Origin of the sequence: Lysinibacillus sp. NPDC058147 (assembly GCF_042884205.1) — a bacterium.
In the GTDB taxonomy this organism is placed as follows: domain Bacteria; phylum Bacillota; class Bacilli; order Bacillales_A; family Planococcaceae; genus Lysinibacillus.
This window is the reverse complement of sequence record NZ_JBHVUJ010000004.1, coordinates 344305-370728: the sequence shown is the minus strand read 5'-3', so window position 1 is coordinate 370728 and position 26424 is coordinate 344305. Positions and strand designations below refer to the sequence as shown.

Annotated in this window: 28 protein-coding genes; 14 read left to right on the top strand and 14 right to left on the bottom strand. The window is 36.5% G+C overall.

Annotated elements, in window-relative coordinates; translation table 11 throughout:
• Positions 1–129 precede the first annotated feature (129 nt).
• Together ACFVT8_RS14520 and ACFVT8_RS14515 are read right to left on the bottom strand one after the other, a co-directional pair.
• A complete protein-coding gene (locus ACFVT8_RS14520; protein ID WP_387081187.1) occupies positions 130–666 on the bottom strand; it encodes a DUF2812 domain-containing protein in 537 nt (178 codons plus the stop codon).
• Positions 659–982, bottom strand: coding sequence for a PadR family transcriptional regulator (locus tag ACFVT8_RS14515; RefSeq protein WP_387081185.1), 324 nt, complete (start codon positions 980–982; stop codon positions 659–661). The genes ACFVT8_RS14520 and ACFVT8_RS14515 overlap by 8 nt, the downstream gene beginning before the upstream one ends.
• Positions 983–1282: 300 nt before the next feature.
• Between ACFVT8_RS14515 and ACFVT8_RS14510 the strand changes: the two genes are divergently transcribed.
• From ACFVT8_RS14510 to ACFVT8_RS14500, 3 genes are all read left to right on the top strand, one after another.
• On the top strand, positions 1283–1861 hold the full coding sequence (locus ACFVT8_RS14510; protein ID WP_387081183.1) for a TetR/AcrR family transcriptional regulator: 579 nt from the start codon (positions 1283–1285) through the stop codon (positions 1859–1861).
• Positions 1862–1915: 54 nt separating this feature from the next.
• On the top strand, positions 1916–3124 hold the full coding sequence (locus ACFVT8_RS14505) for a YhgE/Pip domain-containing protein (RefSeq protein ID WP_387081182.1): 1209 nt from the start codon (positions 1916–1918) through the stop codon (positions 3122–3124).
• Between the two features lie 161 nt (positions 3125–3285).
• Complete coding sequence (locus tag ACFVT8_RS14500; RefSeq protein ID WP_387081180.1) at positions 3286–3849, top strand: cupin domain-containing protein; 564 nt, start codon at positions 3286–3288, stop codon at positions 3847–3849.
• A gap of 117 nt (positions 3850–3966) precedes the next feature.
• On the opposite strand, the gene ACFVT8_RS14495 is transcribed toward ACFVT8_RS14500, so the two are convergent.
• Complete coding sequence (locus ACFVT8_RS14495; RefSeq protein WP_387081179.1) at positions 3967–4536, bottom strand: TetR/AcrR family transcriptional regulator; 570 nt, start codon at positions 4534–4536, stop codon at positions 3967–3969.
• 173 nt (positions 4537–4709) lie between these two features.
• On the opposite strand from ACFVT8_RS14495, the gene ACFVT8_RS14490 reads away from it, so the two are divergent.
• On the top strand, positions 4710–5468 hold the full coding sequence (locus tag ACFVT8_RS14490; protein ID WP_387081525.1) for an SDR family oxidoreductase: 759 nt from the start codon (positions 4710–4712) through the stop codon (positions 5466–5468).
• A gap of 51 nt (positions 5469–5519) precedes the next feature.
• On the opposite strand, the gene brnQ is transcribed toward ACFVT8_RS14490, so the two are convergent.
• Together brnQ and ACFVT8_RS14480 are read right to left on the bottom strand one after the other, a co-directional pair.
• A complete protein-coding gene (brnQ, locus tag ACFVT8_RS14485) occupies positions 5520–6866 on the bottom strand; it encodes a branched-chain amino acid transport system II carrier protein (protein ID WP_387081177.1) in 1347 nt (448 codons plus the stop codon).
• A 179-nt stretch (positions 6867–7045) separates the two neighbouring features.
• On the bottom strand, positions 7046–7798 hold the full coding sequence (locus ACFVT8_RS14480; RefSeq protein ID WP_387081175.1) for an alpha/beta hydrolase: 753 nt from the start codon (positions 7796–7798) through the stop codon (positions 7046–7048).
• Between the two features lie 442 nt (positions 7799–8240).
• On the opposite strand from ACFVT8_RS14480, the gene ACFVT8_RS14475 reads away from it, so the two are divergent.
• Positions 8241–9122, top strand: coding sequence for a LysR family transcriptional regulator (locus ACFVT8_RS14475; protein ID WP_387081173.1), 882 nt, complete (start codon positions 8241–8243; stop codon positions 9120–9122).
• Between the two features lie 204 nt (positions 9123–9326).
• On the opposite strand, the gene ACFVT8_RS14470 is transcribed toward ACFVT8_RS14475, so the two are convergent.
• The 4 genes from ACFVT8_RS14470 to ACFVT8_RS14450 form a co-directional block, all read right to left on the bottom strand.
• Positions 9327–10112 (bottom strand): hypothetical protein, encoded by a 786-nt coding sequence (locus tag ACFVT8_RS14470; protein WP_387081172.1) that lies wholly within the window; start codon positions 10110–10112, stop codon positions 9327–9329.
• Between the two features lie 232 nt (positions 10113–10344).
• Positions 10345–10632, bottom strand: a complete 288-nt coding sequence (locus ACFVT8_RS24570) for a transposase (protein ID WP_483869504.1) — start codon at positions 10630–10632, stop codon at positions 10345–10347.
• Between the two features lie 90 nt (positions 10633–10722).
• Positions 10723–11520 (bottom strand): DUF1835 domain-containing protein, encoded by a 798-nt coding sequence (locus ACFVT8_RS14455; protein WP_387081171.1) that lies wholly within the window; start codon positions 11518–11520, stop codon positions 10723–10725.
• 14 nt (positions 11521–11534) lie between these two features.
• The gene (locus ACFVT8_RS14450; RefSeq protein WP_387081169.1) at positions 11535–12158 is read right to left on the bottom strand and encodes a LysE family translocator; all 624 of its coding nucleotides are present in this window, start codon (positions 12156–12158) and stop codon (positions 11535–11537) included.
• Positions 12159–12444: 286 nt separating this feature from the next.
• Between ACFVT8_RS14450 and ACFVT8_RS14445 the strand changes: the two genes are divergently transcribed.
• The 7 genes from ACFVT8_RS14445 to ACFVT8_RS14415 all read left to right on the top strand — a co-directional run bounded on the left by ACFVT8_RS14445 (position 12445) and on the right by ACFVT8_RS14415 (position 18993).
• Positions 12445–12828, top strand: coding sequence for a sodium:proton antiporter (locus tag ACFVT8_RS14445; protein ID WP_387081167.1), 384 nt, complete (start codon positions 12445–12447; stop codon positions 12826–12828).
• A 480-nt stretch (positions 12829–13308) separates the two neighbouring features.
• Positions 13309–14394: a glutamate 5-kinase gene (proB, locus tag ACFVT8_RS14440; protein ID WP_387081165.1), complete on the top strand. Its 1086-nt coding sequence runs from the start codon at positions 13309–13311 to the stop codon at positions 14392–14394.
• A 21-nt stretch (positions 14395–14415) separates the two neighbouring features.
• Positions 14416–15666, top strand: coding sequence for a glutamate-5-semialdehyde dehydrogenase (locus ACFVT8_RS14435; RefSeq protein ID WP_387081164.1), 1251 nt, complete (start codon positions 14416–14418; stop codon positions 15664–15666).
• A gap of 201 nt (positions 15667–15867) precedes the next feature.
• Complete coding sequence (locus tag ACFVT8_RS14430; RefSeq protein WP_387081163.1) at positions 15868–16746, top strand: DMT family transporter; 879 nt, start codon at positions 15868–15870, stop codon at positions 16744–16746.
• 24 nt (positions 16747–16770) lie between these two features.
• Entirely contained in the window at positions 16771–17745 is a 975-nt protein-coding gene (locus tag ACFVT8_RS14425) for a carbohydrate kinase family protein (protein WP_387081162.1), read from the top strand.
• A 33-nt stretch (positions 17746–17778) separates the two neighbouring features.
• A complete protein-coding gene (locus ACFVT8_RS14420; protein ID WP_387081160.1) occupies positions 17779–18168 on the top strand; it encodes an RDD family protein in 390 nt (129 codons plus the stop codon).
• Between the two features lie 60 nt (positions 18169–18228).
• Positions 18229–18993 (top strand): aminoglycoside 6-adenylyltransferase, encoded by a 765-nt coding sequence (locus ACFVT8_RS14415; RefSeq protein WP_387081159.1) that lies wholly within the window; start codon positions 18229–18231, stop codon positions 18991–18993.
• A 73-nt stretch (positions 18994–19066) separates the two neighbouring features.
• On the opposite strand, the gene ACFVT8_RS14410 is transcribed toward ACFVT8_RS14415, so the two are convergent.
• The gene (locus tag ACFVT8_RS14410) at positions 19067–19498 is read right to left on the bottom strand and encodes a GNAT family N-acetyltransferase (protein ID WP_387081158.1); all 432 of its coding nucleotides are present in this window, start codon (positions 19496–19498) and stop codon (positions 19067–19069) included.
• A gap of 268 nt (positions 19499–19766) precedes the next feature.
• Here ACFVT8_RS14410 and ACFVT8_RS14405 point away from each other — a divergent pair, with 268 nt between their 5' ends.
• Together ACFVT8_RS14405 and ACFVT8_RS14400 are read left to right on the top strand one after the other, a co-directional pair.
• A complete protein-coding gene (locus ACFVT8_RS14405; protein ID WP_387081157.1) occupies positions 19767–20219 on the top strand; it encodes a MarR family winged helix-turn-helix transcriptional regulator in 453 nt (150 codons plus the stop codon).
• 204 nt (positions 20220–20423) lie between these two features.
• Complete coding sequence (locus tag ACFVT8_RS14400; RefSeq protein ID WP_387081155.1) at positions 20424–22061, top strand: PucR family transcriptional regulator; 1638 nt, start codon at positions 20424–20426, stop codon at positions 22059–22061.
• Here ACFVT8_RS14400 and ACFVT8_RS14395 read toward each other — a convergent pair.
• Genes ACFVT8_RS14395 through ACFVT8_RS14380 form a run of 4 tightly spaced genes read right to left on the bottom strand, consistent with a single transcriptional unit; the run spans position 22050 to position 26386 of the window.
• Positions 22050–22877 (bottom strand): ABC transporter permease, encoded by an 828-nt coding sequence (locus tag ACFVT8_RS14395; protein ID WP_387081154.1) that lies wholly within the window; start codon positions 22875–22877, stop codon positions 22050–22052. The two genes, ACFVT8_RS14400 and ACFVT8_RS14395, sit on opposite strands and share 12 nt — an antisense overlap.
• 12 nt (positions 22878–22889) lie before the next feature.
• Positions 22890–23831, bottom strand: a complete 942-nt coding sequence (locus ACFVT8_RS14390; RefSeq protein WP_387081153.1) for an ABC transporter permease — start codon at positions 23829–23831, stop codon at positions 22890–22892.
• A 17-nt stretch (positions 23832–23848) separates the two neighbouring features.
• The gene (locus ACFVT8_RS14385; protein WP_387081152.1) at positions 23849–25396 is read right to left on the bottom strand and encodes an ABC transporter substrate-binding protein; all 1548 of its coding nucleotides are present in this window, start codon (positions 25394–25396) and stop codon (positions 23849–23851) included.
• Positions 25397–25414: 18 nt separating this feature from the next.
• Positions 25415–26386: a P1 family peptidase gene (locus ACFVT8_RS14380; protein WP_387081150.1), complete on the bottom strand. Its 972-nt coding sequence runs from the start codon at positions 26384–26386 to the stop codon at positions 25415–25417.
• Between the last annotated feature and the right edge of the window lie 38 nt (positions 26387–26424).

The following is a 26424-nucleotide window of genomic DNA, read 5'->3' as shown; positions in this document are numbered from 1 at the left end:
TTTCTGATTTCCCGGAAAATAATTTGAAGTAAATATGAAATCCCATACTAATGTAGCTTTCTTATTATCTTTAAGTACTATAAGCATAGTAGTTTATGCAACTATTTTTCAGCCATACCTTCTCATATACTAATCTGTAAACAGATCCAAATCCTTCTTCAATTTATTGCGCACACGCACAAGTTTTAATAATGGTATAGAAAATAACACGGCCACAACAATATTAGCGATATTTAATATTAATTTAATCCAGTCTATTGCCTGTGTCGAAAAAAACCCACTTAGACCAATTAATCCCACAGCCACATTAAGAAGGATGAGCGATAGTAGCAGCGAAATTCTTTGGGACAGCTTACTAATTTTATTTTTCTTATCAGAGAAAAGTTCAAAAGGACCATCATTTGCTGGTTTCCTAAAGAAGACGAAATTGCCAGAACGATCTACCTGTTCAATTCCCGAGAACTTTAGAAAATCTAAGTATTCGTCTTCATATGAGGCACCATTTCGGGCCAATTCATCATGACGATAAATATAGCTACCAGGATCCCCACGTTCGAACGTAAAACGTATCCAAGTGAACTTTTTTAAATGCCAGCCTTGACCTGCCATATCGTTAACCCATTTCTCAATATCATACGGGTTGATGGCTAATCGATATTTATCCATTTGTTCCATCCTCCTTTGTTATACGGATGCCATTGTCAAAAAGTTCCCTTAATCTCAAAATTTCATATTCAACCACTTTTTTTCCACTCTCTGTAATGATGTATTCCTTTTTTCGTCCATCACCATCTAGCGCTTCAATCCATCCTCGTTCGAGTAATGTTTTGATTGCTCCATATATCGTCCCCGCTCCAAGCCGAACGCGACCATTGCTCATTTCCTCTACTAATTGCATGATGCCGTAACCATGCCTTGCATCAAATAAAGCTAATAAAATATAATAAACGCCTTCTGTTAATGGCGGATGCTCTTGCGTCATACAACCCCCCCTTTTATATCGCCTAACAATATATCGTCTGGCGATATATCTAAAATATATCAGCAGACGATATAGTTGTCAATGTGTTTTTTCCATAAAAAGTTACTAAAGCTTTTCATATACGCAGTGTGGCACTATGTTGTTATTTTGATTCACTTTGAGTGATTTTCCTGGCTACTCTTGCTATTCTTTCTGCCCCAAACATTATTTGATTTCCACTGTCTGGTAATATTTTTATTGCATAAGGGATTGCTCTATGCTAGCATGTAAGTAATTACTTGCACGAAAGGAAGAATTCTATTGTCAACAAAAAGCACCGCAGAAAGAATCATTGAAGCAGCTTTACAACTCATTAGCGAGAAGGGCTATACTGCGGCAACGACTAAAGCAATAGCTGAATTAGCTGGGGTCAATGAAGTAACAATTTTTCGGCATTTCGGTAACAAGCGTGGCATTTTGACAGCCATTATTGAGCAACTTTCCTATGTTCCTCTTTTGCAGGAAGAGGTCAAAAATGTTACATGGGATTTGGAAACAGATTTACTAAATTTCTCTATGAAGCATTTTAACTTTTTAATGTCTATTAAAGACTTTGTAATGATTGGCTTCAAGGAAGCGCTGCAGTTTCCTGAAATTAATGAAGAGATTGCTAATACCCCACTTCATATTAAAAATGAGCTAATTCATTATTTGCAGGAAATGCATGAAAGAGGAAAAATCAGAGAAATTGATTTTGAAGCAGCAGCGTTATCCCTTATCGCTATTAATTTCGGTCATTTTATTTCACGGGCGCGTTTAGGAACAATCGTTTCTGATATGCCAACTGAAATATTGTTAAAAACGAGCATTTCAATTTTTTCTAGGGGATTGACTCCCTAGAAAAAATTTTTCTACTAGATGCAAGTAAGTACTTACATTACAGGAGGTTTTTATATGAAAGGGTTACAAGCTTTATTTAAAATTCGAGAAACTTATATTGGCATTGCGGTCACAATTGCATTTCAAGTAATTTTCTTTTGTGTATGGATGACTGCTTATGATGGTGTAAATGACAGAACAGAAAATTTAAAGATTGGACTAATTAGCGAAGATACTGAGATGGGGCAACAAGTAGTAAATGAAATAAAAGAAAAACTACCTTTTACAATAGAAAACTACACCTCTCTAGACAAAGCTGAGAAAGCATTAAATCAACGTGATATCCATATGTTTATTCATATTCCCAGCGACTTTACTAGTCAATTACAAGCAGGTAAAGAGGCTGAAATTATTTACTCTATTAATCAAGCAAATGCAAGCATCGCAAAAAATATGATGGACGGAGTAGCCAAACAACTAACTGAGGAAATAAACCACAATATTTATCCTTTACTACAGGGCAAGACTATTGATGTATTTTCTCAAAAGTTCTCACAGCTTCCTATGGAGCAAAATACAGCACAACAAATTAACGAAGCCGTTGCTACAACAATTATGAGTGTAAAGGATCGTGCGATAGATACTACTATTATTAAAACGAATAATATTGAAGAGTTTGCCGCGAATTTTGTGCCATTGATGGTTATTATTTCGTCGTTTGTAGGTGCAATGGTAATGATTATGCAGCATCAGCAGGCTGCACAACTTGTCCAAGATACTATTTCGAAATGGCAATTGTTCCTAGCAAGACAGCTTATTAATATCGGTGTAGCCTTCATCCTTCCGCTATTAACTATTGGGTTAATGCATCTATTTAATATTTCGAGTAAAGTAAACTTTTTAACAATATATCTTTTTCAAGCATTAATGTTTTGGGCTTTCCTTTGCTTGGCACAAGCCTTTATCGTAATTTTTGGTAACTTGGGAATGATTTTTAATATTTGTGCTCTTTCGATACAGCTTGTTACTTCAGGTGTTCTTGTTCCACAAGCAATGCTATCTGATTTTTACAATAGACTAGCTGTACTTCTCCCAGCTACTTATGGAGCAGATGGCTATTACACTATTATTTTTGGTGGAAACACTGATAATATAATGAGTAATTGTGGCTCGTTAGGAATTATCATAGCTGTAACTCTGGGCATTTCTGCTATGGCTGTTGCTTTAAGAAGATCAAACATAAACAATGACAGTGAAGAAAGTGTTCCTGCTACAATTCAATAACTTTATTTCTAAAAAAATATTTTTAAGTTTATTAGAAAAAACGAACGCAACTAACATATTTTCTTAATTTGAAAGCGAAGAAATCAAGTATATCTTCAGACAAAAGTCTAAATTACAATTCAAAAGAAAAGTAATACACTCTTTTTGTAGGAGGTATTGATATGAAAATTATTCAGCTTAGCGATCTAATAAATTCAGAAACAAAGTTCGAGAAATTATGGGAAAGTTTATGCATCAATCACCGTATTTTATATCTCCAAATTAATGAAGATGATGAAGGAATTGCTGCACATTATCATCCATATGGAGAAGACAGTGCAATTATTTTACAAGGAGAACTCATTTATGATATAAGTTTCGAACAACAATTGAAAGCATATGAAAATGAAATTGTTTTTGGGTGGACTAATTATGTCCATGGTTATCATAATCAAAATTCAAATCCACTGCATATTATTATATTTGCAACTCCTGAGCAAAATTGGAGCGTATACGATAAAGATAGTTTACCTGCAGATGAATATACGGCAATTCGGTCAGCAAAACTTTCACCATCTATGCAAGAAATAGGTTCAACACGTACGGTATTTTCTACAGGTATAATGGAAAAATACAAAAAAAATACGTTGAGTTATAATTGGAAAACAAAAGAATTAAGAGAACTTAATTGTAATGATTGTTATCCGTTAAAAGACCCTGATACATTATTTATTCAATTCAAATAAATTATTAGAGGACTATTTTGTTTCATCAATGATTATTTCCTAATGAAACAAAATAGTCTTCTGTACGTTTAATGAACCCACGAACGCAAAAAACCTCATTATTTTTAAACGGCTAGGTTAATTAATACCAATCCGCAAAATAGCAGCAAGCTGTTTATTTAAGATACTTACGCTGTCCTCAAAATCTTGACGATACCATTGAATAATTAAGCCGATGATTGCGTTTGCTTGATACGCACTATAATACTCGATGGATATCTCATCATCTATTTTATTATGAATTGTTATATCCCTTTTTAACAGAGAGAAAATTCCATCAAATAGCATATAATAGTATGTTAACGGCACATTTTTTGAAAAAACAATGCGATAGAACATTTTGAAGCGCTCAATATGATGAAAAATACGAATTGTCTTTGGATCTATTTGGTTTTTATCCAGTGTTGTGACTGCACGGTATGGTTCCTCATAGGAATTATACAAATCCTCCATAATTTCCTGAAAGTATTCCTCAAATAGCCCTTCCTTTTGCTCATAGTGCAAGTAGAATGTTCCTCTGTTCACCTTTGCCACTCGACAAATTTCTGCGATTGTAATGTTTTCTAGAGGTTTCTCACTTAATAAAGTTAGTAAAGCATTATGTAATGCTTGCTTCGTTTTGACAACCCTTAAATCGTTAGCACTCATCTTTTTATCCCCTTACTAAACAGATTTTTTCAAATGTGTTGATTACTGAACAGTTCTGAGTTTTTTGCGTATTGAAATCGCTTACAAATTCATTATATTATTTTAATGAACATATGTTCAATATCTAACATAATATATCTAAGAATCGCTAGGATAATTGGAGGTTTTTTGTGATGAGATTAGAAGGTAAAGTAGCAATCGTAACAGGTGCAGCGTCAGGTATGGGTAAAGCAATTGCGGAAGGTTATGCAAAAGAAGGGGCAAAGGTTGTTGTTTCTGACTTGAATTTAGAAGGTGCACAAGCTGTTGTTGAAGGTATTCAAACAGCTGGTGGCTTAGCGATTGCCGTTCAAACAAATGTCGCTTCAACAGAAGATTTACAACGCTTATTTGATGAAACAAAAAATGCTTATGGCAAATTAGATATTTTAGTGAATAATGCTGGTATTATGGATGGTATGGAGCCAATTGGTGAAGTTTCTGATGAACGATGGGACAAAGTATTCGCGGTAAACACTACTGCTGTAATGCGTTCAATGCGTATGGCGACAGAAATTTTCCTTGCTCAAGGACATGGCGTCTTTGTTAACAATATTTCTGCTGGCGGTCTATATGGAGCTCGTGCTGGGGCTGCCTACACTGCTTCTAAGCATGCTGTTGTTGGTCTTACAAAAAACACAGCATTTATGTATGCTGATAAAAATATTCGCTGTAATGGTATTGCTCCGGGTGCAGTTATCACAAACATTGCTTCAACCATGACAAATGTAAGTCAAACTGGTGCAGCACGCCAAGCATTAGGTTTGTCTATTAACCCACGTGCTGGACAACCTGAGGAGATTGCTCAGCTCGCTATTTTCCTTGGCTCCGATGAAGCAAGCTTTGTCAACGGACAAGTAATTGCTGTTGATGGTGGATGGACTGCTTACTAAGCTTTAATATACGAAAAAGCACGCACATGAAATTGTGCGTGCTTTTTAAATTCAAAACTTTTCTGCTCTTCTTGCTGGGAATAAATATCCTATAAATGCTCCAATTAACGCTGGTAATATCCATCCTAAGCCTATGTCGTATAAAGGTAAAAAGTTCGAATAAGTTTTCTCAATCGCATCAAAAAAACTTAATTTCGCAGTAGGAATGCTGGCTACTAATGCTTTATAACCGTCAATTACACTAATAAAAATTGTAAAAATCATAGCAATCGCATAGACCGTTTGCTTATTTTTAAATAGTGATGAACATAATGCAAGGACAATTAAGACGATCGCTAGCGGATATAGGAACATCAGCACCGGAATAGCAAACTTTATAATATTCGTTAATCCGAAGTTGGCAATTGTAAATGATACAACGCACAATAATAAAACAAACCATTTATAGCTTATTTTCGGAAATACATCGTGGAAAAATTCACTACAAGATGTGATTAAACCAATACTTGTTTTTAAACAAGCAAGGACAATAATAACTGCCAATAAAATAGCCCCAAATGAGCCAAAATAGTGGTCTGCCACTGCCGCAAAAATTAAGCCACCGTTATCAAATGTACCAACCGCATTAATACTCGATGCCCCCATATACGTTATTAAACCGTATATTAACATCATTAATACCATGGCAAAAATACCTGATTTCCACGTTGTTTTAGCAATTCCCTTTCTATCTGTTATTCCTGCGCTTTTAATCGCATTAATCACGACAATACCAAAAGCTAATGAGGCTAACGCATCCATTGTGTTATAGCCTTCTTTAAAGCCTGTCATAAATGCGGAATCAATATAGTCTCCCATTGGTTGCTGGAAATGCCCCATTGGTTTTACAATACTAATAATAATTAAAATAAATAACACAATCAAAAATGCTGGTGTTAAATATTTTCCGATATAATCCATAATTTTCGCTGGATTCAATGAGAAGTAAAAAACGATGGCAAAAAATACGAAGCTAAATAAAGCAAGGAAAAGTGTTGTATGCTCAGCTTGTATATATGGTTCAAAGCCGACAACAAACGGAACTGTTGCTGTACGTGGAATCGCAAAAAAAGGACCGATTGTTAAATAGAGAGCTAATGAAAAGATGACACCGAATATAGGGTGAACTCGATTCGCTAAGTCACGCAAACCGTTACTACCTGATAAACCAATAGCTAAAATACCTAGAAACGGTAAACCGATAGCTGTTACTAAAAATCCAATTAGGCCTAACCAAAAGTTGGTCCCAGCTAATTGCCCAAGTTGAATTGGAAAAATAAGATTCCCCGCTCCAAAAAACAGTCCGAAAAGCATCGTACCAATGACTGCATATGTTGAAAAAGGTATTTTCTGTTGCATTTTGATGTACTCCTTAGATGTATTTAACTATTGCAAAATCGAAGAAATTTCTCGCTACAATTCCACTATGGTATCAAGCATTTATTATAAAAACAATAGTTTTTTCTTTTAAAATCGTTAATTATACAGTTCCTAGCTTTATATTGACAAAACTAAAAGAGCTGTCTGCTGACAGCTCCTTAGTTTGCTACTGACCACTCTACATGATCTAAAAATTTGTATACGTCCTCGTACACTTTTTCACGCTCTTTGTCTAATGTAATAATATGGCCAGAATTTTCATACCAAATAATCTCTTTATCATCAGTTTCCACAGTGTTTAGAATGAATGGTGCACTTTCTTGATAAAGTTCATCATCTAATGAACCTTGTAATACTAATGTAGGTGCTTTGATTGTAGATAATTCATCGCGTGTTTCTGTAGTTAAACGTGTCACACCATCTAATGAATCCTTAGGTGTAATACGTAATTCATGTAATTCTGAAATAATTTGATCTTTTGATTTATTTTCAAAATGTTTATATAAACGAGCGTAATGATATAAACGTGTAAATAAGCCTTTTGAGTTATCACGTGTGATTGGTGCACACATAGCAACACATGCTTTCACAGGAAACGTCTCAGCTACTTTTAACGAGAATACGCCACCAAGTGAAATTCCCACTACCGCGATTTCTTGATAGCCTTTACTTTTTAGGAAGTTATAACCTTCCACAACATCGTTCCACCAGTCTTCTGGTCTTGTTTCAAGTAACGCTTCTGGCTCTACGCCATGCCCACTATAAATCGGTGCATGAACTGTATAACCACGTTTTGATAAAAATTCACCTAGCTTTTTTACATCTTTTGTGCTACCTGTGAATCCATGCAGTAATAGTACGGCTTTTTTGCCTCCCTCAATTGTTAGAGGTTGTGGCTTTGATAAATTCATTTTATAATATCCCCTTCACGGAAACTTGTAATTGTGTAATTTATGTGTCTATCTTAACACCCTTTATTCATAATGTACAATTTATAGTTTTTATCATATTAATGTCTTTTGTGCATTAACGATGTGAGGTTAATGACTGTTATATCACACTTTCTGCTACTTTCATTTTGCATTCTTCATTTTACGTGCTCCGTTTTTTAAAAAATTTTTAAATGCTTTAACAGGCAGTAATTTATCTGTACTGAAAACGAAGCTAAACTCAGCAATAACAAAGTACTTAGACAAAGAAATTAACTGCCCGTAATAGCCCGATTGGTAAAGACTTTTAATCAGTAGGGAAAACCTTCACTGATTAAAGTTTCACTTGATGTGCCTATACTTCCTACTCTTTTACCGTTATAATGCAGTTAACTCAAAAATAAAGAGAAATTGAGGTGAAAAAATGGAATGGCAGCAATTAGAATATTTTGTAGCAGTAGCAAAGCTTGAGCATATGACTCGTGCTGCTGAAGCATTGGCGATTTCTCAACCAGCATTAAGTCGTTCGATTTCAAAGCTTGAAGAGGAATTAGGAGTACCCTTGTTCGACCGACAGGGACGTTCGATTATGCTCAACCGATATGGCGAGCTTTTTTTGTATCGTGTCCAACGCATGCGTAAAGAATATGAAAAAGCAGTTCTAGAATTACAGGAACTTAATAATCCAGAGCTAGGAGATGTATCACTCGGCTTTTTACATACACTAGGGACTAGCATCGTACCTGATTTGATCCGCGCTTTCCGTCAGAAGCATCCGCATATCCGCTTTCACTTTACACAAAATTACTCTCATTCCCAGCTTAAGCAATTACTCGCGGGAGAGTTAGACCTTTGCTTACTTGCAGCGATTGATACGGAGCCACCTGTATGCTGGAAGGAGCTATGGCGTGATGAGCTTTATATTATGGTACCGATCGACCATCCCTTCGCCAACAGGACAAGCATTAAAATGAAGGAACTTGAACATGAGAATTTTGTTCTTTTGAAAAAGGGTTACGCATTGCGTCGTACAGCTGATAGATTATTAAATGCTGCAGGTATCAAACCGAAGATTACTTTTGAAGGTGATGAGGTATCAACAGTAGCCGGTTTTGTAAGTGCTGGCCTCGGCGTATCGTTACTACCTGTTGACGAGGATTTGAATCCAAATAAATTGGCGAAAATTCGTGTGGAGGATATGGTTTGTGAGCGGATAATTGGTATGGCTTGGATTGAAAATCGATACCTTCCACCATCAGCACGACAATTTCAACAATTTGTATTCGATTTTTACGATAAAAAATAATGGAAAGCTTCTAAATTCATAAAATATGGTCTAAAGCCGAAAAGTGAGTAACGATAGTTATATGAAGGTATATGAATAGAGGATAATTAGTCTATTATAGAGGCTGGTTATCCTCTTTAATTATCACTTTGATTTATTGAAATAACTCTAATAAAAAGAAGCGTTCCTTTCTCTAAAGAAGCACTCCTTTGGTAAAAACTATATTTAATCAAATGTTTGGCATTGTTTTCGGCTTTCTTCTTTCGAAATATGTTTTTTTATTTTTACGTTTGTCACTTGTAACCCTGTTAGGTTAGAATCACTTACAGAAAAAGTAAGTTTATCGTAATCCCCACCGTGGTGTCCTGAATAATTTAATGCACTGCCCAAAATAAGATGTCTCCTAGGATCTCCATCAATGGGTTCAATTTTAATTTTTGGACACATAAAAAATTCCGAATAAGATGGGCCCAAATGATATAAATAACGTGTAAACAACGCTTGTTCAAGTAACTCTTCTTTAGTCAATCCATTCACTTCTTTTTTCCACCCTACCAAGAGCCATTCATAAAGAGGTTGTGACTTTAATCGCACTTTTTGTCTATTTTCCGAAACGATTAATTCCCCTTCTTTAGCCGTGCATATTTTGTGTTTATTATCAATTACACAAGTATAAGCGGGTTCAATAGTGATCACTTCATCATTTGCCGTTTTTAACGTCAATTTATTGGATGGATTATCTAAAGATACCTCGATTGTTCCATTCACTCGGCTAGTGTTATTAAGCCAGTAAATCACTTTTCTGAGTACACGCTCTTGAAAACCATCATTGATACTGAATACACGCTGAAGTCCAGAATTGTTTTCAACTTTAATGTTTTGAACATCATTATGCTCTAATGAACGCGTCATTAATTGCTCCAGAAAAGTTTGATTGGTATTCTTCGCAAAAACAACAGTATTATTTACGAGAAATAGAATACAAAAAAAGACGTAGAGTTTTTTCTTCAATAATGCCCACCTATCTTTTTTATAGGTATCTTTCCCGAATATTATTCAACTATCCTGTCCCGTTAGAATAATAAAAGCAGACATAAACAGTTATTGAATTTACAAAAGAATAATTCGAATACGCATTTGAATAAACTTTAAAGTTAAACTGAGCTAAATACTAAAATAAAAACAGGGTTGATTTGATCTGACCCAAGACAGTTAGACATATCTGTTAGACCTCTTCTAATATCTAGTTCGGTATTCCACTGGGCTCAGATATTTTAATTTTGCCTTTATACGTTTGTGATAGGGACATGCCCATTTCGTTCATATAATTAAGTACATCCATTTTAAACTCTGGAGAATAGCTTGTATAGGATTTCACGAAAGCTTCAGCACCATGTTGTTCATATAAACGAACCCAAGTCCTTAATTCTGGTTTATTTACCCCTTCTTCTCGAGCAATATGAAGGATACTTTCTTGTCCATTTATAAAACAGAGTACGATTCTTATTTTTTCATCTGATGTAAATTTGATTATAAAAACACCCCGTAAAAGTTAGATTTTGTGTCTAACTTTTACGGGGCAGATCAATATGAAAGGTGGTTGCTGCAAAGAAATTTATTATTACTTTCCTACGTATTTCACTTTATACGAATACATATCTGTTGTATCTCCATCAATCTCAAAAAGTCCCTGCTTTGCAAGGGTCATCAAGCGTTTTTCCACAAATTCTTCACTTATATAGTCATCAATTGCACCAATTGTTTCACCGATAATACGCATCGGTATGAGCCATTCTTCATTTAGTTCGGCATGTGCTCTTTCCGCACTTTCCATAATGAAAGAATCCAATGCGTCTTCCGCTACATGTACAATTCCATCTTGCCAAATTCGCAGTGTACTAGGATTTTGTTTCAGCTCTTCCCATTCCTTTGCAAGTTGCTGACACTCATCAATTGAAAAGCGCTTTGACTCAGAACGGAGCTTCATTAGCAAGTCTGATGCAAGTTCACCTGATTGACGAATCATCATGTTTGGCAGCACACGTTTCAAGCCCTCTGTAGCATCAATCCCATATACCATACTACATTTATTGATCAACTCGCTCATGATAAAACGTAATCCAATCTCTTCATGAGTACTTTGGCTGTACCAAACCCAGACATCAACATCGCACGGTAAACCTGCGATTTTTTTCTTCCAAGCATTCTGAAAATCCTCGTACAATTCACGTTCTTCATTGTCCCTAAAAATAAAGGTTTCTAACCAACTTTTTCGTTCTTCTTGACTGCTTAATGGACCAATCGAAAATATCTCATTGACACAAAGCACAGTCTCATCTCGTTGTAAATGATGTTGTCGTATCGCATGTTTTATCGAACCTTGTGTAGATAAGCTAAACGTTATATGTAAAATTGCCATGAAATTTCTCCTCTTTACTGTTTACTCAGCGCTATTTGTATTCCAATAAAAGTAAAAAGTACACCTTGAATCATATTTAATCGCTTAGCAATTGCAGGCTTTCCAATAATTACTTTTCTTACTTTACCTGCAAAAATACTAAATAATGAGAATAGTATAAGCGCTTGTCCTAAAAATACAATACCCAAAATTAACATCTGCAAACCTACATGGCCATTAGAAGGATTTACAAACTGTGGCAATAGTGCTAAGAAAAATAAAGAAACTTTTGGATTTAAAATATTCATTAAAATACCTTTTCGGTATAACGTCATATAGGTTTGTTCATTTCGCTGTTCCAGCGTGAATGGATCACCTTTAGCGCGAAACGATTGCCAAGCTAAATACAATAAATACGCTGCTCCTGCAAACTTAACAATAGAAAAAATAACTGTGGATTGATAAATAATAGCTGAGATTCCTAAAACAGCCGCTCCTATATGAACGAGTAACCCTGTACAGAGACCAAGTGATGTCGCTATACCTGCCTTTTTATCCTGTGTAATGCTTTGCGCAAGAACAAATAAATTATCTGGTCCTGGCATTAGTGTTAGAATAATTGCTGCTCCTAAAAACGCCAATAACGTTGAAAACGTCAATACTACCCCTTCTTTCCATTACTTTTAAATAGGCCCATCAACTTAACATACGTTTTAACAAAATGTCACACCCAACTTTAGGTAATGACAATTACTTTTAGAAAAGAACCATTATAATATGGTTTTCATTCCATTATACTACATGGAGATTCACTGTTCCTAAATTTTTACAAAAACCTCTAACCAATTATGCTGGTTTAAGCAACACTTTTCTCTTTTAATACATTATAATAAATATTATCATTACGTAAAGATCGTATTGTTTTGGAGAAAGAGGTGTTTGTCGATGGCAGTAAGTGATATTGTAAAGCAATATGAAGACGAGCAAGGAAATGTCTATTATAAAATGAAAACACATGATATCGAGGTACAAGCTGCGCAAAATTCAGGGTTAGTGCCAGTTATAACTTATTTTATGGGTGAAAAAGAGATTACTGATGATATTCGAAGTTTACGTTTTAGCCCTCGCCCTCCCTCAAGTTATATTCAAGATTACGATGAATTTCAAACCATGCTTTATGCTAAAGAACAACGTGCCATCAACGAACTTTATGAACAAATGAGTATAAAACCAAAAAATATGTCTTCAGGAAAACAACTATTATGGAGCTTTTTCGTAATTGTTATAGCGATGCTCCCACTATTAGTCGCAATCTGGTGGTACAATTAAACAAAGTTGCATTTCCCTCTCAACGTACCTTCGTTTGTTCAGTATTATCTACTTATTTATTCTAAACTTTTTATTAACATTCCTAATCAGCTTGACAGACTTGCTAAAGTAGTGCATTCTTTATTCAATTACTTTTTGAGGAATGAGACATCATTCAATTATAAAAATAGAAGCGGCGAAGACTAGTACCTAGAAACTGCTTGATCAGAGAGCGATGCCCATCGGCTGTAAGGCATTGTACAAGAAAGACTAAAGAACCTACTTCGTAAAACGTCCTAGCTAAACTAGGCGCAGTCTCAAGCGTTATGAGCAAAGTGGAATGTCAATGACGTTCAATGTAGGTGGTACCACGGAAAGCAAGCCTTTTCGTCCTAATTTTTTAGGATGAAAAGGCTTTTTATTTTTAATTTTCAGCGAATTTTAGCAGCTGCTAAAGTTTAAATCATAATGCAAATGTAATGGCGAATTGGAGGTATTGCTATGGAAAGAAAAAGAATCGTCGTCAAAATTGGGAGTAGCTCCTTAACAAATGCAAAAGGTGAAATTGATAAAATACGTTTAATGGACCATGTTCAAGCGATAGCTGAATTAAAAAAATACGGTCATGAAGTATTGCTTGTTTCGTCAGGTGCCGTTGCAGCAGGCTTTAAACAGCTAGGGTACCCTTCTCGTCCCGTTACAGTAAAAGGTAAACAGGCTGCAGCGGCAGTTGGGCAAAGTTTACTTATTCAAACCTACAATGCTTTGTTTAGTATTTATGATATTGTACCAGCTCAAATTTTACTAACACGCACTGATTTTTCAAAAAAAGAGCGCTATAAAAATGCTTATGCCACATTTGAGGAATTATTAGAGCGCTCCATACTGCCAATCATTAACGAAAACGATACGGTATCTGTCAGCGAATTAACCTTTGGAGATAACGACATGTTATCGGCTCTAGTAAGTGGTCTTGTTCATGCCGATCAGCTCATTATCTTAACTGACATCAATGGATTGTATAACGCCAACCCAAATAAAAACCCAGATGCCAAACGTATTGATCGTTTAACAGAGGTATCTGATGAGATGCTTGGCTTCGCAGATGGTGCAGGTTCGAAGGTCGGTACAGGTGGTATGGAATCCAAATTATTGGCGGCTCGAGCAGCTTTAAATGCAGGTGTTAAGGTGTTTATTGGAACTGGTCACGGTGCTAATAAGCTTGTCGACATCGTTGAAGGACGTGGTGATGGTACGTATGTTGAGCATGACGCTCTTGCTATTTTAACAAATAATAAACAGTGGATTGCACTCACGGAAATATCTGGTAAGATTTTTATAGATAGCGGTGCTGAACATGCATTATTAGCAAACGGGAAAAGCTTGTTGCCTGCTGGTGTATATCGTGTCGAAGGCGACTTCACAAATGGCGACGTTGTCGAGGTCTATAGTGACAATGGGTTACTAGGCCGCGGTGAAGTCTTATATTCTTCCCTCGAGTTAGCACATGCGATGGGAAAACGTACAGATGAGTTAGCGAACTATCCAATCGAGGTCATTCACCGAGATAAATGGCTAAAAATATAAACAAATTAAGGAGGAAATCACATGACAAGTGAAGTGCAACAAAAGGGAAAGTTAGCAAAGGCCGCCAGCTATATTTTAAATATTAAAACAACTTGCGAAAAAAATGAGGCTCTCACAAAAATTGCTGAACAATTAATAATCGACCAAGATTCTATCATTGCTGAAAATGCAAAAGATTTAGCTCATGGTGAGAAACAAGGAATGCCTGCTTCTACACTTGATCGCATCATGCTAAACAAAGAACGAGTAGAAGCTATGTCAAGTGCCATTCAGTTACTTGTAGAATTAAATGATCCAGTAGGCAGTCTCATAGAGCGAATAGAAAAAGATAATGGATTACTGATTGAAAAGCGTCTAGTGCCAATTGGGGTTATCGGGATGATTTACGAGGCGCGACCTAATGTTACAGTTGATGCAGCAACATTATCATTGAAAACAGGTAATGCAGTCATTTTACGCGGTAGCTCTTCTGCCAAATTTTCTAATATAGCACTTGTGGCAAGTATTCACCGTGCACTTAGCAAAACGTCCATCCCAGTGGACGCTGTACAATTAATCGAGGATACAAATCGTGAAACTGTCAAAGAATTATTCCATTTAAAAGAATACTTAGATGTATTGATTCCTCGTGGAGGAAAGGCACTTATAGACTTAGTAGTGAATGAAGCTACTGTGCCCGTACTAGAAACAGGTGCTGGTAACTGTCATATTTATGTGGACCAAACGGCCGATTACATAAAAACAGAAAAAGTTTGTATCAATGCGAAAACACAGCGTCCTTCGGTTTGTAACGCGGCGGAAAGCTTACTTATTCATCCTGATTGGTTTAGTAAGCACGGCAAACAGCTACTAAGTGCTATGCATCAAGCAGGTGTGACAATTATTGGTGATGAAACCGTTTGTCAAGCTCTTGAATTCGCTCAACTAGCAACTGCTGAAGATTATGCAACCGAATATTTAGATTTAAAGATCAGCGTTAAAATTGTGGAAAACGTTTATGAAGCAATCGAACACATTAATAAATACGGCACGAACCACTCTGAAGCCATCATGACCGAGGATCAGTTAGTAGCAGATACGTTCTTAAATAGCGTGGATGCTGCAGCTGTTTATCACAATGCCTCCACTCGCTTCACAGACGGCTTTGAATTTGGTTACGGTGCAGAAATCGGTATTAGTACACAAAAATTACACGCACGTGGGCCAATGGGCTTACCAGCGTTAACATCTACAAAGTATTACATTCACGGTAATGGCCAAATCCGAGAATAATTGTAGAACTATTAATGAAAAGCCGACAGCGAATGTCAACTGTCGGCTTTCTTTCCTTTTTTGAACCTTAAGCTAGCTAAAGAGGTTCCAAACTCTACCAGAGCGAAAAAACTTTGAAAACGAAGCTAAATAACGTTAAGTCACCCCCTACTTTCACAAGTGACTAGAATAATAATAATTTTAATAGAAAGAAGGTTTTGGATGAACATTTCAGCTATTATCAAACTAACTGTTTCAATGGCCCTTTTTGGCTCTATTGGATTTTTTACTGTTCATACTGGCGTACCTGCTACCGAGCTAGTTTTTGTTAGATGTATTTGTGCTACCCTCTTTCTAGGAGGAATGTGGCTAATCACAGGTGGTCACAAAACAGAGGTGTGGGATAAAAAGGAAATATTACGAACACTTATATGTGGTGTCTTTATAGTCTTAAACTGGGTATTTTTATTTAAAGCCTTTGAAGAAATGTCAATTTCCATTGCAATTTCTATCTATAATTTAGCACCAATATTCGTATTAATATTTGGGGCATTGTTTTTAAAAGAAAAGATGACTATTCAAGCATTGCTAGCAACATTGACTTGTTTTATTGGCAGTATGTTCATCATTGGCTTAAATAATTTTATGTCATTCTCTGAATTTATGAAATCCGGCTTTATTTGGGCATTACTATCTGCATTGTTTTACGCGTTTACGATGCTTACAAGTAAAACAATCACAAAGCTTAGCTCCTATGCATTAACATATATCCAAACTACAGTTGGAATTATCATACTATTCCCATTTATTAATTTTTCGCTATTCGATGGCTTAACGACTACAAATTGGCTATATATTTTAGGAACAGGCTTTATTCATACAGGATTTGTTTACTATTTATTTTTTGATAGTATTCGAAGCCTCTCTACTATTCTAGTTTCAGTATTAGTATTTGTTGACCCAGTCGTTGCTATATTGCTTGATATGCTGTTGCTTGATTTTATGCCGAGTTTCATGCAAACATTTGGTATTGTATTAATTTTTGGTGGTATTTTTTACACAATTTACGTACCGAAGAAAAAACGTGTGCCTCAGACTTAGTTCTTAGTAAAGGAGATTTTTCCCATGAGTAAACTTTATTCAATTGGTGAATTATTAATTGATTTTACACCTACTGAACAAAATGCTTCCCTTGCTACAGTTGAGCAATTTACTAAAAATGCTGGTGGGGCTCCTGCTAATGTTGCAGCTGTTTGTGCAAAACTCGGGCAACAAGCGGCCCTCATTACACAGGTAGGTCTGGATGCTTTTGGAGATTTTCTCGTAGAAACGTTAAAAAAAACGAATGTCGATACGAACTATATTGTTCAAACTGTTGAGGGTGAAACAAGTCTAGCCTTTGTTTCCTTGACAAGTGATGGTGGCCGTGACTTCTTATTTTATCGTCGCCATGCAGCAGATTTACTTTACAGCAAAGAGCAACTACCTCCTAACCTATTAACAGATAAAGATATTCTTCATTTTTGCTCAGTTAATTTAGTAGAAAGCCCAATGAAACATGCACATATGGCCCTGATAGAACAGGCTCATCAGGCGGGTTGTCTTGTTTCTTTTGATCCAAATGTTCGTTTGCCTCTATGGAACGATGAGAAGGCATGCCATCAAACCATTTTAGAGTTTTTACCAAAGGCCCATATCGTTAAATTGTCCGAGGAGGAACTTTTCTTTTTAACTGCGATTGAGGATGAGGAAAAAGCAGTCCATTCATTATTTCAAGGAAAAGTACAAGTAATCATAATTACTCGTGGCGCAGAAGGGGCATGTCTTTATACTCAAAAGCTTCATGTAAAGGTGCCGGCTGACAAAGTTCATGCGATTGACACTACAGGAGCGGGCGATGCCTTTATTGGAGCATTATTAGCTACTCTCCTTCGCAAGCAAATTACAGCGACCAATCTAATTGAGTTTTGTAAGCAACATGCTGTCTCCCTTCTTACTTTCGCGAATGGCTATGCAGGAGCTTCGACAACAAAACATGGTGCCATTGCATCTTACCTTACTAAGAATGAATTGCCATTTAAAGATAATATGCTCTTTTAAATATTTCACAACTTATTACGAGGAGGAGATCTGGTGAACTCTATTTCAAAAAAACGAACAAAAGCATTTCTAATCGATATTGCTATTTCGTCGGCTGTCACAGCTGGCGTGGAGTATATCCTCCGGAAAAAGGTAAAAAACGAGGCGATTCATGCCATCGTTACACCGACAGTCGTTATGTGGTCACTTGAATTAGCGCAATTACGTAAAAAAGGGCAAACAGTTGGCTACAAAAAAATGGGACTAGTTCTCGAAAATAAAAATGGGACTAGGGTGACTTCCTCCCAAATTATAAAACGCATGGCTTACCGTGACTCAATTAGTACATTCGATTACTTGAAAAATCCAAAAGCATTCGAACAACAAAATGGACAACTTCTTCCCCACGATAGCTTCTCAGGCACTGTTGTTAAGGAAATCTAGCAAAATAAGGCTGTTCAAAATAACTTGAGTGGCCTGTTTTATTAGAAGGAGAGGATACACTTGAAATTAGATCTTGTAGTTGAGGTTTTACTTGAAAGTTTAAGAGATGATCAATATATTGAAGCTGTATTTTTAAGAGGATCAATGGCTAGAGAGGAGCATGATGAATTTTCGGATATCGATATTTATTGCGTTGTGAAGGAAGAAAATGTCGAAGTTTTTTTACCCAACCGCAATCAACATATTGAAGCTTATAAGAAAACAATTTTTGTTGATGATATCTATATTATTGCTCCTCAGCTATTAGTCATATATGAAGATATGATTCATATCGATTTATTTACGGTAACTTCCTCTGAAATAAGTGAAAACGATGCGATTAAAATATTATTTGATCCAAATGGGATTCTTACAGCAAAACAAAAGAATACAACTTTGTCATTAACTCCACTCGAATTTCAAGATGCTGTAGATGATACCGTCTGGTATTTGTATCAATATTATTGGAGTGCTCAACGTGGAAATGAGATTTGGAGTGTTCATTTACTGCGGAATAGTTTAGAACACTTCGCAAAAGTACTACTGCATAAGTATTGTCCTGAGCGGGCTTTACTTGGACTTAAAACGTTGTCTAATTCATTACCCCCTGACCCATTACATGAAATAGTCGATATCATGAATTGTATGAGCCATATAACTAATGAGATGGCAGTAAAGAAATTAGTGAACGCCTTCAACAATGAATCAGATTGGATATTTGAAAATGTGCCGAATAAAGAAAAAATTAAGCCGTTATGGGAGAAAACAAAAGAACTATTGCATTAAAATAAAATAGCAAACTAACATTAAACCTAGTTTGCTATTTTTTAAAATGAAAAATAATAACCATTACACCCTATTAAATTGTTTTTTTCATTAAAATATGTGGGATGCCACAATCCATAAATTCTTCACCTTCACGCTTATAGCCTAATTTTTCATAAAAGCCTTCTGCATAGGATTGTGCGTTTAATTTATATTTTGTTAAACCTTTTTCAAGTGCTATTTCCTCTAAACTTTTGATAATCTCTTTTCCTAAACCAAATTTGCGGAATTCTATTAATATACATATACGCTCTAGTTTGCCATAGCCATCAACAACTCGCAGTCTGCCCGTGCCAACAGGTTGTTCGTTATAGTACACAAGAATATGATCACATGCTGCATCTAGTGTATCGAATTCATCAAATTCTTCTTCCTTTGGAACCTCTTGTTCCTCTATAAAAACTTTTTGACGAATGGCAAATGCAGTTTGTAAATCTTGTTCATCTGTAATTTTTTTCGTGTTCATTTTTATATTCCTCCTTGTTTTTCGGAGCGTACTCTCCGTTGGTAAAACTTTGTTTTCCGCCGGTAAACCTGTCTATTGCACTGGTAAACCTGTCATTTGCGCCACTAAATCCACTTCTTCCGCCGCTAAAGCCGTTCACTCCGCAACTAGAACCGCTTTGCAAAAGAACCCCACTGTAGATATGAAGTGAAATTTCCTTGCATGGATGATAATATATAGTATAGTGTATTTTTTATTGCAAATACAATAAATTTTTCGGAGGCAATCAATGAAGGAAATTTTACGAGATATTGGTGCGATTGCTCGAGCACTTGATTCCATTAGTAATATTGAGTTTAAAGAACTCGATTTGACAAAGGGACAATATTTGTACGTCACCCGCATCTGTGAAAATCCTGGTATTATTCAGGAAAAGGTTGCTGAACTATTAAAGGTAGATCGCACAACTGCCTCTCGAGCGATTCAAAAGTTGGAGACAAAAGGCTTTGTAGAAAAGCGTAATGAAATTGGTAACAAGAAAAACAAACAGCTTTTCCCAACAGAAAAAAGTCTAAAGATTTATCCATTATTAAAGCGAGAAGGAGACTATTCGAATGCTAGAGCATTAGATGGTCTTTCTCCTGAAGAAATTGACAGTATTCACGACTTATTAATACGTATTCGTCAAAACATTGAAACTGATTGGGAATATGTAAAGAAAGGTCATACACGAAATTATTAAAGGCGATTCCATGCGCTTCTGAGCATTTGGAATCGCCTTTCTTTGTGAAGAATACCTTTTAATCTCTACATCCCTTACATCCGTCCGCCCCTATCCCAGGAACTCTTATTCACCAAATTTACTCTATTATTCTAGTTAATGTTGAAATTTTCTGACTAATACAACATAATTATTATTGTACATTCGAAGGGTAGGTGCTTATTTATGTCGAAACATCCTCTACTTGTACGTGATGTATTAAAGCGAAAGCATTTTGAATCTGCCAAGCTAATCGCAGGACAACAAGGCTTAAATCGACAAGTACTATGGACACATATTTTAGAAATAAAAAATTTTGATACTTTAATAAATGGCGGTGAGCTCATATTAACAACCGGTGTAGGTTTACAGTTAGAACGTGAAACACAAATTGCTTACTTGCAAAACCTTATTCGTAACGGTGCTGCAGCTCTTTGTATTGAGATTGGTGATTATTTTAATTATGTCCCTGCAGAACTGGTTGCAATGGCTAATGCTCATGATTTTCCTATCATCATTTTTGAAGAGATTGTTAGATTTATCGATATTACACAGGATCTACATACTTACATTATTAATCAGCATCAGCAAGCATTAACACAGCTTGATACGATATCAAGGACTTTTATGGAATTATCGTTAATGCCAAATGGGATTTTAAAAATTTTACAGGTACTTCATCAATATACTGATGCATTATTTTTATTTGTCTCTGAAGATACAAAAAGCTTTTATTATCCAATAGAAGCCAAAAAGTATTTACAACTTATGGAGGACCACTGTCAGCAACTAGAATTACATGAACCCATTCAATTATTGTCCATTGATAGAAATCATTTCGTCATCATCCCAGTCAACGGACTTGGACAAGTATGGGGCTATTTATGTATGCGTTCTGCTCTGCCGCAGCCAAGTGATTATACATTGTTAAACCTTGAACGTGCAACGATGTCTATTGCCCAAATATTAATGCGTAATCGAATGCTACAGGAACGGCAGCAAAGTCGTGAGGATGAATTTATCCTCGCCTTAATACAAGGAGATCCCATCGATCTTCAGTATTATCAAAGTTATTTGCCTATGGAAAGTCGCAACTTGTTTTATCGCGTAGTCGTGTTTAATATGCTTGATTATGCCAATACCTTTTCAGAGGAAGACTGGCAAGAAATACAGCTACAAAATGTTATGTTTGTTCGTTCCATTATAAAAAAACTTGGCTTTTTCCCTACCATGTCAGTTCGACAGCACGAAATTATTATCCTTGCATTTTACATCGCAGCTGATGATATGGAAGAAAATCGTGACCCTTTTAATCAAGCTATACAGCAGATTATCGCTCGAAAAACACCACAGCTTTTCGAGCAAATAACTCTTACCTTTGGCATTAGCAATGTTTATCAATCCATTAATAGCGTTCAGCAAGGCTATAAAGAGGCAAAAACAACCATTCAAATGCAACACAATGAACTTGCTTCTTCTATTTATTACAAGGATTTAGGTGTTTACAGATTGTTATTACATCAGGACCATGCTGCCCTTTTGCAATACGTTAAAGATTATTTACAAGAAATACTGTTGATTGATCAAAAGAATGGTAACGACCTTTATCAAACGCTCTGTGTTTATTTAGCATGCAATGGTGCCAAAAATGATACTGCCGAGCAATTATTTATTGTTCGTCAAACACTCTATAAACGAATTGAACGACTAGAAAATATTTTAGGAGCTGATTTTTTACAGGCCCCTCACCGTCTCAATATAGAAATAGCGGTGAAGGCCTATGAATTATTGAAAAAAACAGCTCCCGATATTTTACGCTTTTGACCGGGGATCCATAAAATCACGTAACGCATTGCTAAGCATATACAAACCTAATACTAGTACAGTAATGGCTCCACCTGGCGCATAAGTGTACCAAGGTGCTCCAACTAGATAGGCTTGTGAATCTTTTAACATCCGTCCCCAGCTAGGGTTTGGTGGCTGCACTCCAAGCCCTAAATAACTCAGTGCCGCCTCCGCAAGCATCGCAGTGGCAAAGGTTACAGTTGCTGCGACGATAATTTGAGAAGAAATATTAGGTAAAATATGACGAAACATAATGCTAAAAGGTTTTACGCCGATTAATTTTGCAGCTAAGACATATTCAGTGTCACGATGTTGGACGAATCCACTTCGCGTAATTCTAGCGATAGCTGGTATGGCAATAATGCCTAATGCAATTGCAGTATTAACAATCCCTGGACCAAATACCGCAACGAGCATTAAAGCTAAAATAATTCCTGGAAAGGCCATTAATGCATCCATCATCCGCATAAAAATTTCATCGATCCAGCCTCCTATATACCCCGCTATACCCCCAATTAAAATACCAAAAATTGTTCCGATAAATACCGTCAGTAAACCGACTGCAAAGGCTGTTTGTGTTCCTTTCATCATACGGCTAAAAATATCACGACCAAATTCATCCGTACCAAAAAGATAATCACTACTTGGGCTTCGTAATTTTTGAGGTATATTCATCGAGTTCACATCATGTGGTGTATAAAAAAAGCTGATAATCATTACAATTAGAAAACCTACAATGACTAGTAGACCAATGATTAAATTGATATTTTTCATGTATCTTTGTATATTTTTCATCGTATCCACCTTTCATCGTAATCGGATTCTAGGATCTAACGCGGAATATAAAATATCGACCATAAAATTGATCATAACCACCGCAACAGTAATATACATTACGATTCCCTGTACTAATGGAAAATCACGATTACTTATAGCCGTGATAAGGAGTTGACCGACACCTGGGAGTGAAAATACTTGCTCCACAATAATCGTTCCAGCAACAACTTCTGCCATGATTAATCCAAATACCGTTAATATTGGAATCATCGAATTTTTTAAGACATGCTTATACATAACATTTTGCTCAGACATCCCTTTACTACGAATCGTACGTACATAATCGAGCTGAACTTGCTCTAATATAGCCGTACGAACATAACGAAAATTGACCGCAATTTGTGGAATTGCAATTGTTAACGCTGGGAGAACGAGCGTACTTAACGCCCCTACTACACTTTGCGTCCACGGAATATACCCACTTATTTTAAAGAAGCTGAACTGCATGCCAATATATAAAATGAGTATCATGCCAAGCCAGAAAGAAGGAATGGCCATGCCAACTTGCGTCACTGTCGACAACGACACATCACTAAGCTTATTTTGTCTTCTCGCCGCAAACATCCCCAATGGTAAGGAAATAAGTAACACGATTAAGAGGGTGAGCCCTGCCAATGACATTGTTACGGGTAATCTATCAAACAGTAAGTCTTTTACTGGCATTGAAAAACGAATGGAATTTCCTAATTCCCCTGTCAATAATCCCTTCATCCAATCTGTATATTGCTCATAAAGGGGGCGATTCAAGCCAAGCTCTGATCGCAAATTTTCAATTTGCGTGGGATCCGCTTCAGTGCCTAACATTGTCCGAACCGGATCACCAGGTAAAATTTGAAAAACACCGAATGTAATGATCGACACTAGAAGGATGGTTGTTATTAACAGGATGAATCGACGTAATATATACATCATCTAGCACTCATCCCTTTCTAGTTAGAAAATTTAACCTCAGACATATCATGGAACCAAAATGGGTAGCTCTTTAATCCAGTAACTTTTTTATTAGAACCCCAAACAATCTGATAATCTGCGATGTAAACCGCTGCTGCCTGCTCAGCTAAAATTTCCTGTGCACGATGGTAATAATCAATTTGTTTTGCCTGATCTTTTTCCTTTAAAACGTCTGCCATAAATTTGTCGTATTCATCATTTTTAAATTTGAAGAAGTTTTCACTATCATTTGTTGAAATGTAATCATTCAAAATTTCATAGGCAGATGCACGACCTGTTAAATCGATCGTTGTCATTTGATAGTCGCGACCAAAGTAAACTCGGTCTAGCCAAATGCCCCATTCTACAACTTCAATTTCCACATCAATACCGATTTCCTTTAAATTAGCCGCTACGATTTGCGCGATATTTGAATACATATCATTATGCGAAGACACTGTAATTTTTGTTTTAAAGCCATTTGGATAGCCCGCTTCTGCTAATAATGCTTTGGCTTTTTCCACATCACGCTTATACATATTTTCTAAGCCTTTCTTTTGATAGTCCCCCATCGCTGGACTCATATTCGAACCAAGTGGTACAGCATAACCTGCAAACACTGAGTCAATAATATCGGACTTACTAATAGCGTAGTTAATTGCTTGACGGACTTTTACATTATCAAAAGGTGCTTTAGTTTCATTAAATGTAACGATTAATGATGAGTTATTATTTTGATGAGATAAGTTATAATTATTTTCTACTTCACTAACGCGCTGCCAAGGAACGCTCGTTAAATCGACTTCATTGGCCATTAAACTCATAATCGCTGCTTGATCATCCGATTGGAAGGTAAACGTCACTTTATTCAAGTAAGGTAACCCTTCCTTCCAGTAGTGTTCATTTTTTTTCAATTCTAAATTAGTACCTGGAGAGTATTTTACATATGCAAATGGCCCAGTACCTATTGGGTTTTCATTATGCTTTCCATCATTGCTTTTTGGTAAGATTGCTGATTGTCGAGCAGTTAATGAATATAAGAAGTTGGAGTTTGGCTCCTTTAGCTTGATCACAAATGTATTGGCATCTGGTGCTTCCGTTGACGCAACATTATCAAAGCTGTTTGACATCTTTTCGCCACCGTTTTTCCCCATTAAACGATCAAATGAATACTGAATATCCTCAATAGTTAAATCTTCACCATTATGAAATTTCACACCCGGACGAATTTTGAATGTATATGTTAAACCATCGTCAGATATGTCATAGCTTTCGGCTAACCCTTCTTTTAAAGTACCATCCGTTTCCGGTGCCATTAGTCCTTCAAAAATATTGAAAATCATTTGGTACGATATTGATGCTGTTGCTTTATGTGGATCTAAAAAATCTGGATCATCATTCACACGTACTACGATTTCTTGCGGTAAATCTGCTACTGACTTTCCATCAGAACTTGCATCTTTTTTGTCATCACTTGAACAGGCACCTATTAGTAAACCTACTATCAATATCAACAACAACATCAACCAATTGTTCTTCAACCTCATGACATTTCCCCCTATCCCCTATGTGCTCGATATTTGTATACTTTTATAGCTTTCTACTTCAGCTAATTTATTAGCGGCTTTAATGCCAGTAATGATCGCTTCCTCCATAGCTCTTGTAGCCAAATGGCCCAAATAGTCAACTGGATATGTTTTATCTCCTGTACCTAGCACGAAAATCGTATCTCCATCCAGCATTGTGTGAACAGGATAAATCGTCCGTGCGAGGGCATTTTGTGTAAGCTGGGCTATTTTTTTCGCCTCTGCTTTTGTCAATCTGGCATTCATTGCAATGACACCGATTGTCGTATTCGTACCAGACAATCCCTCCGATTGCACATACTCCTCTAAATAAGAACAGCAATCAATCCATTCCCCTGTTTTCGGATCCCTTGCACCCGCTAGCGTTTCTCTTGTATTTGGATCTTTTACATCCCCAACAGCGTTGACAGCAACGATTGCCCCAACTACAACACCTTCTTTACCAGCTATAGAGGTACTACCTAGCCCCCCTTTCATACAAAATTGAGGGCCTGCTAATTTCCCTACAGTCGCACCATAACCGGCTCCTTTATTACCATTTGCAAATGGACCAATAACCGCACTCTTAGCGGCTTCATATCCCATTGGAGCAGTAGGTCTTGTCTTTGGATCACCGATAAATAAATCGAATAGCACAGCACTAGGAACAATTGGAATGGTAGCAATACCTGCATCCACACCAATACCCTGCTCTTCTAAAAATTGCATTACTCCGGTCGCTGCATCCAATCCGAATGCACTTCCTCCGGACAAGCAAATCCCATGTACATGATTAATTTCGTTAATAGGATCAAGTGCATCCGTCTCTCGAGTGCCTGGCGCTGAGCCTCTTACATCGACACCGCAAACTGCACCATTTTCCACTAAAATCGCTGTACAGCCAGTAATTCCTTTACTATTTTCTGCATGCCCAACCTTAACTCCAGGCACATCTGTAATATTTCCAAACATAATACACACCTCACTTTATAAAAAACTAAATTTTCAGT

Coding starts and splice junctions, on each gene's coding strand:
- ACFVT8_RS14515 (WP_387081185.1), bottom strand. CDS start 982: ATGACGCAAGAGCATCCGCCATTAACAGAAGGCGTTTATTATATTTTA.
- ACFVT8_RS14500 (WP_387081180.1), top strand. CDS start 3,286: ATGAAAATTATTCAGCTTAGCGATCTAATAAATTCAGAAACAAAGTTC.
- ACFVT8_RS14435 (WP_387081164.1), top strand. CDS start 14,416: ATGACAAGTGAAGTGCAACAAAAGGGAAAGTTAGCAAAGGCCGCCAGC.
- proB (WP_387081165.1), top strand. CDS start 13,309: ATGGAAAGAAAAAGAATCGTCGTCAAAATTGGGAGTAGCTCCTTAACA.
- ACFVT8_RS14410 (WP_387081158.1), bottom strand. CDS start 19,498: ATGAACACGAAAAAAATTACAGATGAACAAGATTTACAAACTGCATTT.
- ACFVT8_RS14495 (WP_387081179.1), bottom strand. CDS start 4,536: ATGAGTGCTAACGATTTAAGGGTTGTCAAAACGAAGCAAGCATTACAT.
- ACFVT8_RS14490 (WP_387081525.1), top strand. CDS start 4,710: ATGAGATTAGAAGGTAAAGTAGCAATCGTAACAGGTGCAGCGTCAGGT.
- ACFVT8_RS14480 (WP_387081175.1), bottom strand. CDS start 7,798: ATGAATTTATCAAAGCCACAACCTCTAACAATTGAGGGAGGCAAAAAA.
- ACFVT8_RS14425 (WP_387081162.1), top strand. CDS start 16,771: ATGAGTAAACTTTATTCAATTGGTGAATTATTAATTGATTTTACACCT.
- ACFVT8_RS14385 (WP_387081152.1), bottom strand. CDS start 25,396: ATGAGGTTGAAGAACAATTGGTTGATGTTGTTGTTGATATTGATAGTA.
- brnQ (WP_387081177.1), bottom strand. CDS start 6,866: ATGCAACAGAAAATACCTTTTTCAACATATGCAGTCATTGGTACGATG.
- ACFVT8_RS14455 (WP_387081171.1), bottom strand. CDS start 11,520: ATGGCAATTTTACATATAACGTTTAGCTTATCTACACAAGGTTCGATA.
- ACFVT8_RS14505 (WP_387081182.1), top strand. CDS start 1,916: ATGAAAGGGTTACAAGCTTTATTTAAAATTCGAGAAACTTATATTGGC.
- ACFVT8_RS14395 (WP_387081154.1), bottom strand. CDS start 22,877: ATGAAAAATATACAAAGATACATGAAAAATATCAATTTAATCATTGGT.
- ACFVT8_RS14380 (WP_387081150.1), bottom strand. CDS start 26,386: ATGTTTGGAAATATTACAGATGTGCCTGGAGTTAAGGTTGGGCATGCA.
- ACFVT8_RS14405 (WP_387081157.1), top strand. CDS start 19,767: ATGAAGGAAATTTTACGAGATATTGGTGCGATTGCTCGAGCACTTGAT.
- ACFVT8_RS14400 (WP_387081155.1), top strand. CDS start 20,424: ATGTCGAAACATCCTCTACTTGTACGTGATGTATTAAAGCGAAAGCAT.
- ACFVT8_RS14430 (WP_387081163.1), top strand. CDS start 15,868: ATGAACATTTCAGCTATTATCAAACTAACTGTTTCAATGGCCCTTTTT.
- ACFVT8_RS14445 (WP_387081167.1), top strand. CDS start 12,445: ATGGCAGTAAGTGATATTGTAAAGCAATATGAAGACGAGCAAGGAAAT.
- ACFVT8_RS14475 (WP_387081173.1), top strand. CDS start 8,241: ATGGAATGGCAGCAATTAGAATATTTTGTAGCAGTAGCAAAGCTTGAG.
- ACFVT8_RS14520 (WP_387081187.1), bottom strand. CDS start 666: ATGGATAAATATCGATTAGCCATCAACCCGTATGATATTGAGAAATGG.
- ACFVT8_RS14390 (WP_387081153.1), bottom strand. CDS start 23,831: ATGATGTATATATTACGTCGATTCATCCTGTTAATAACAACCATCCTT.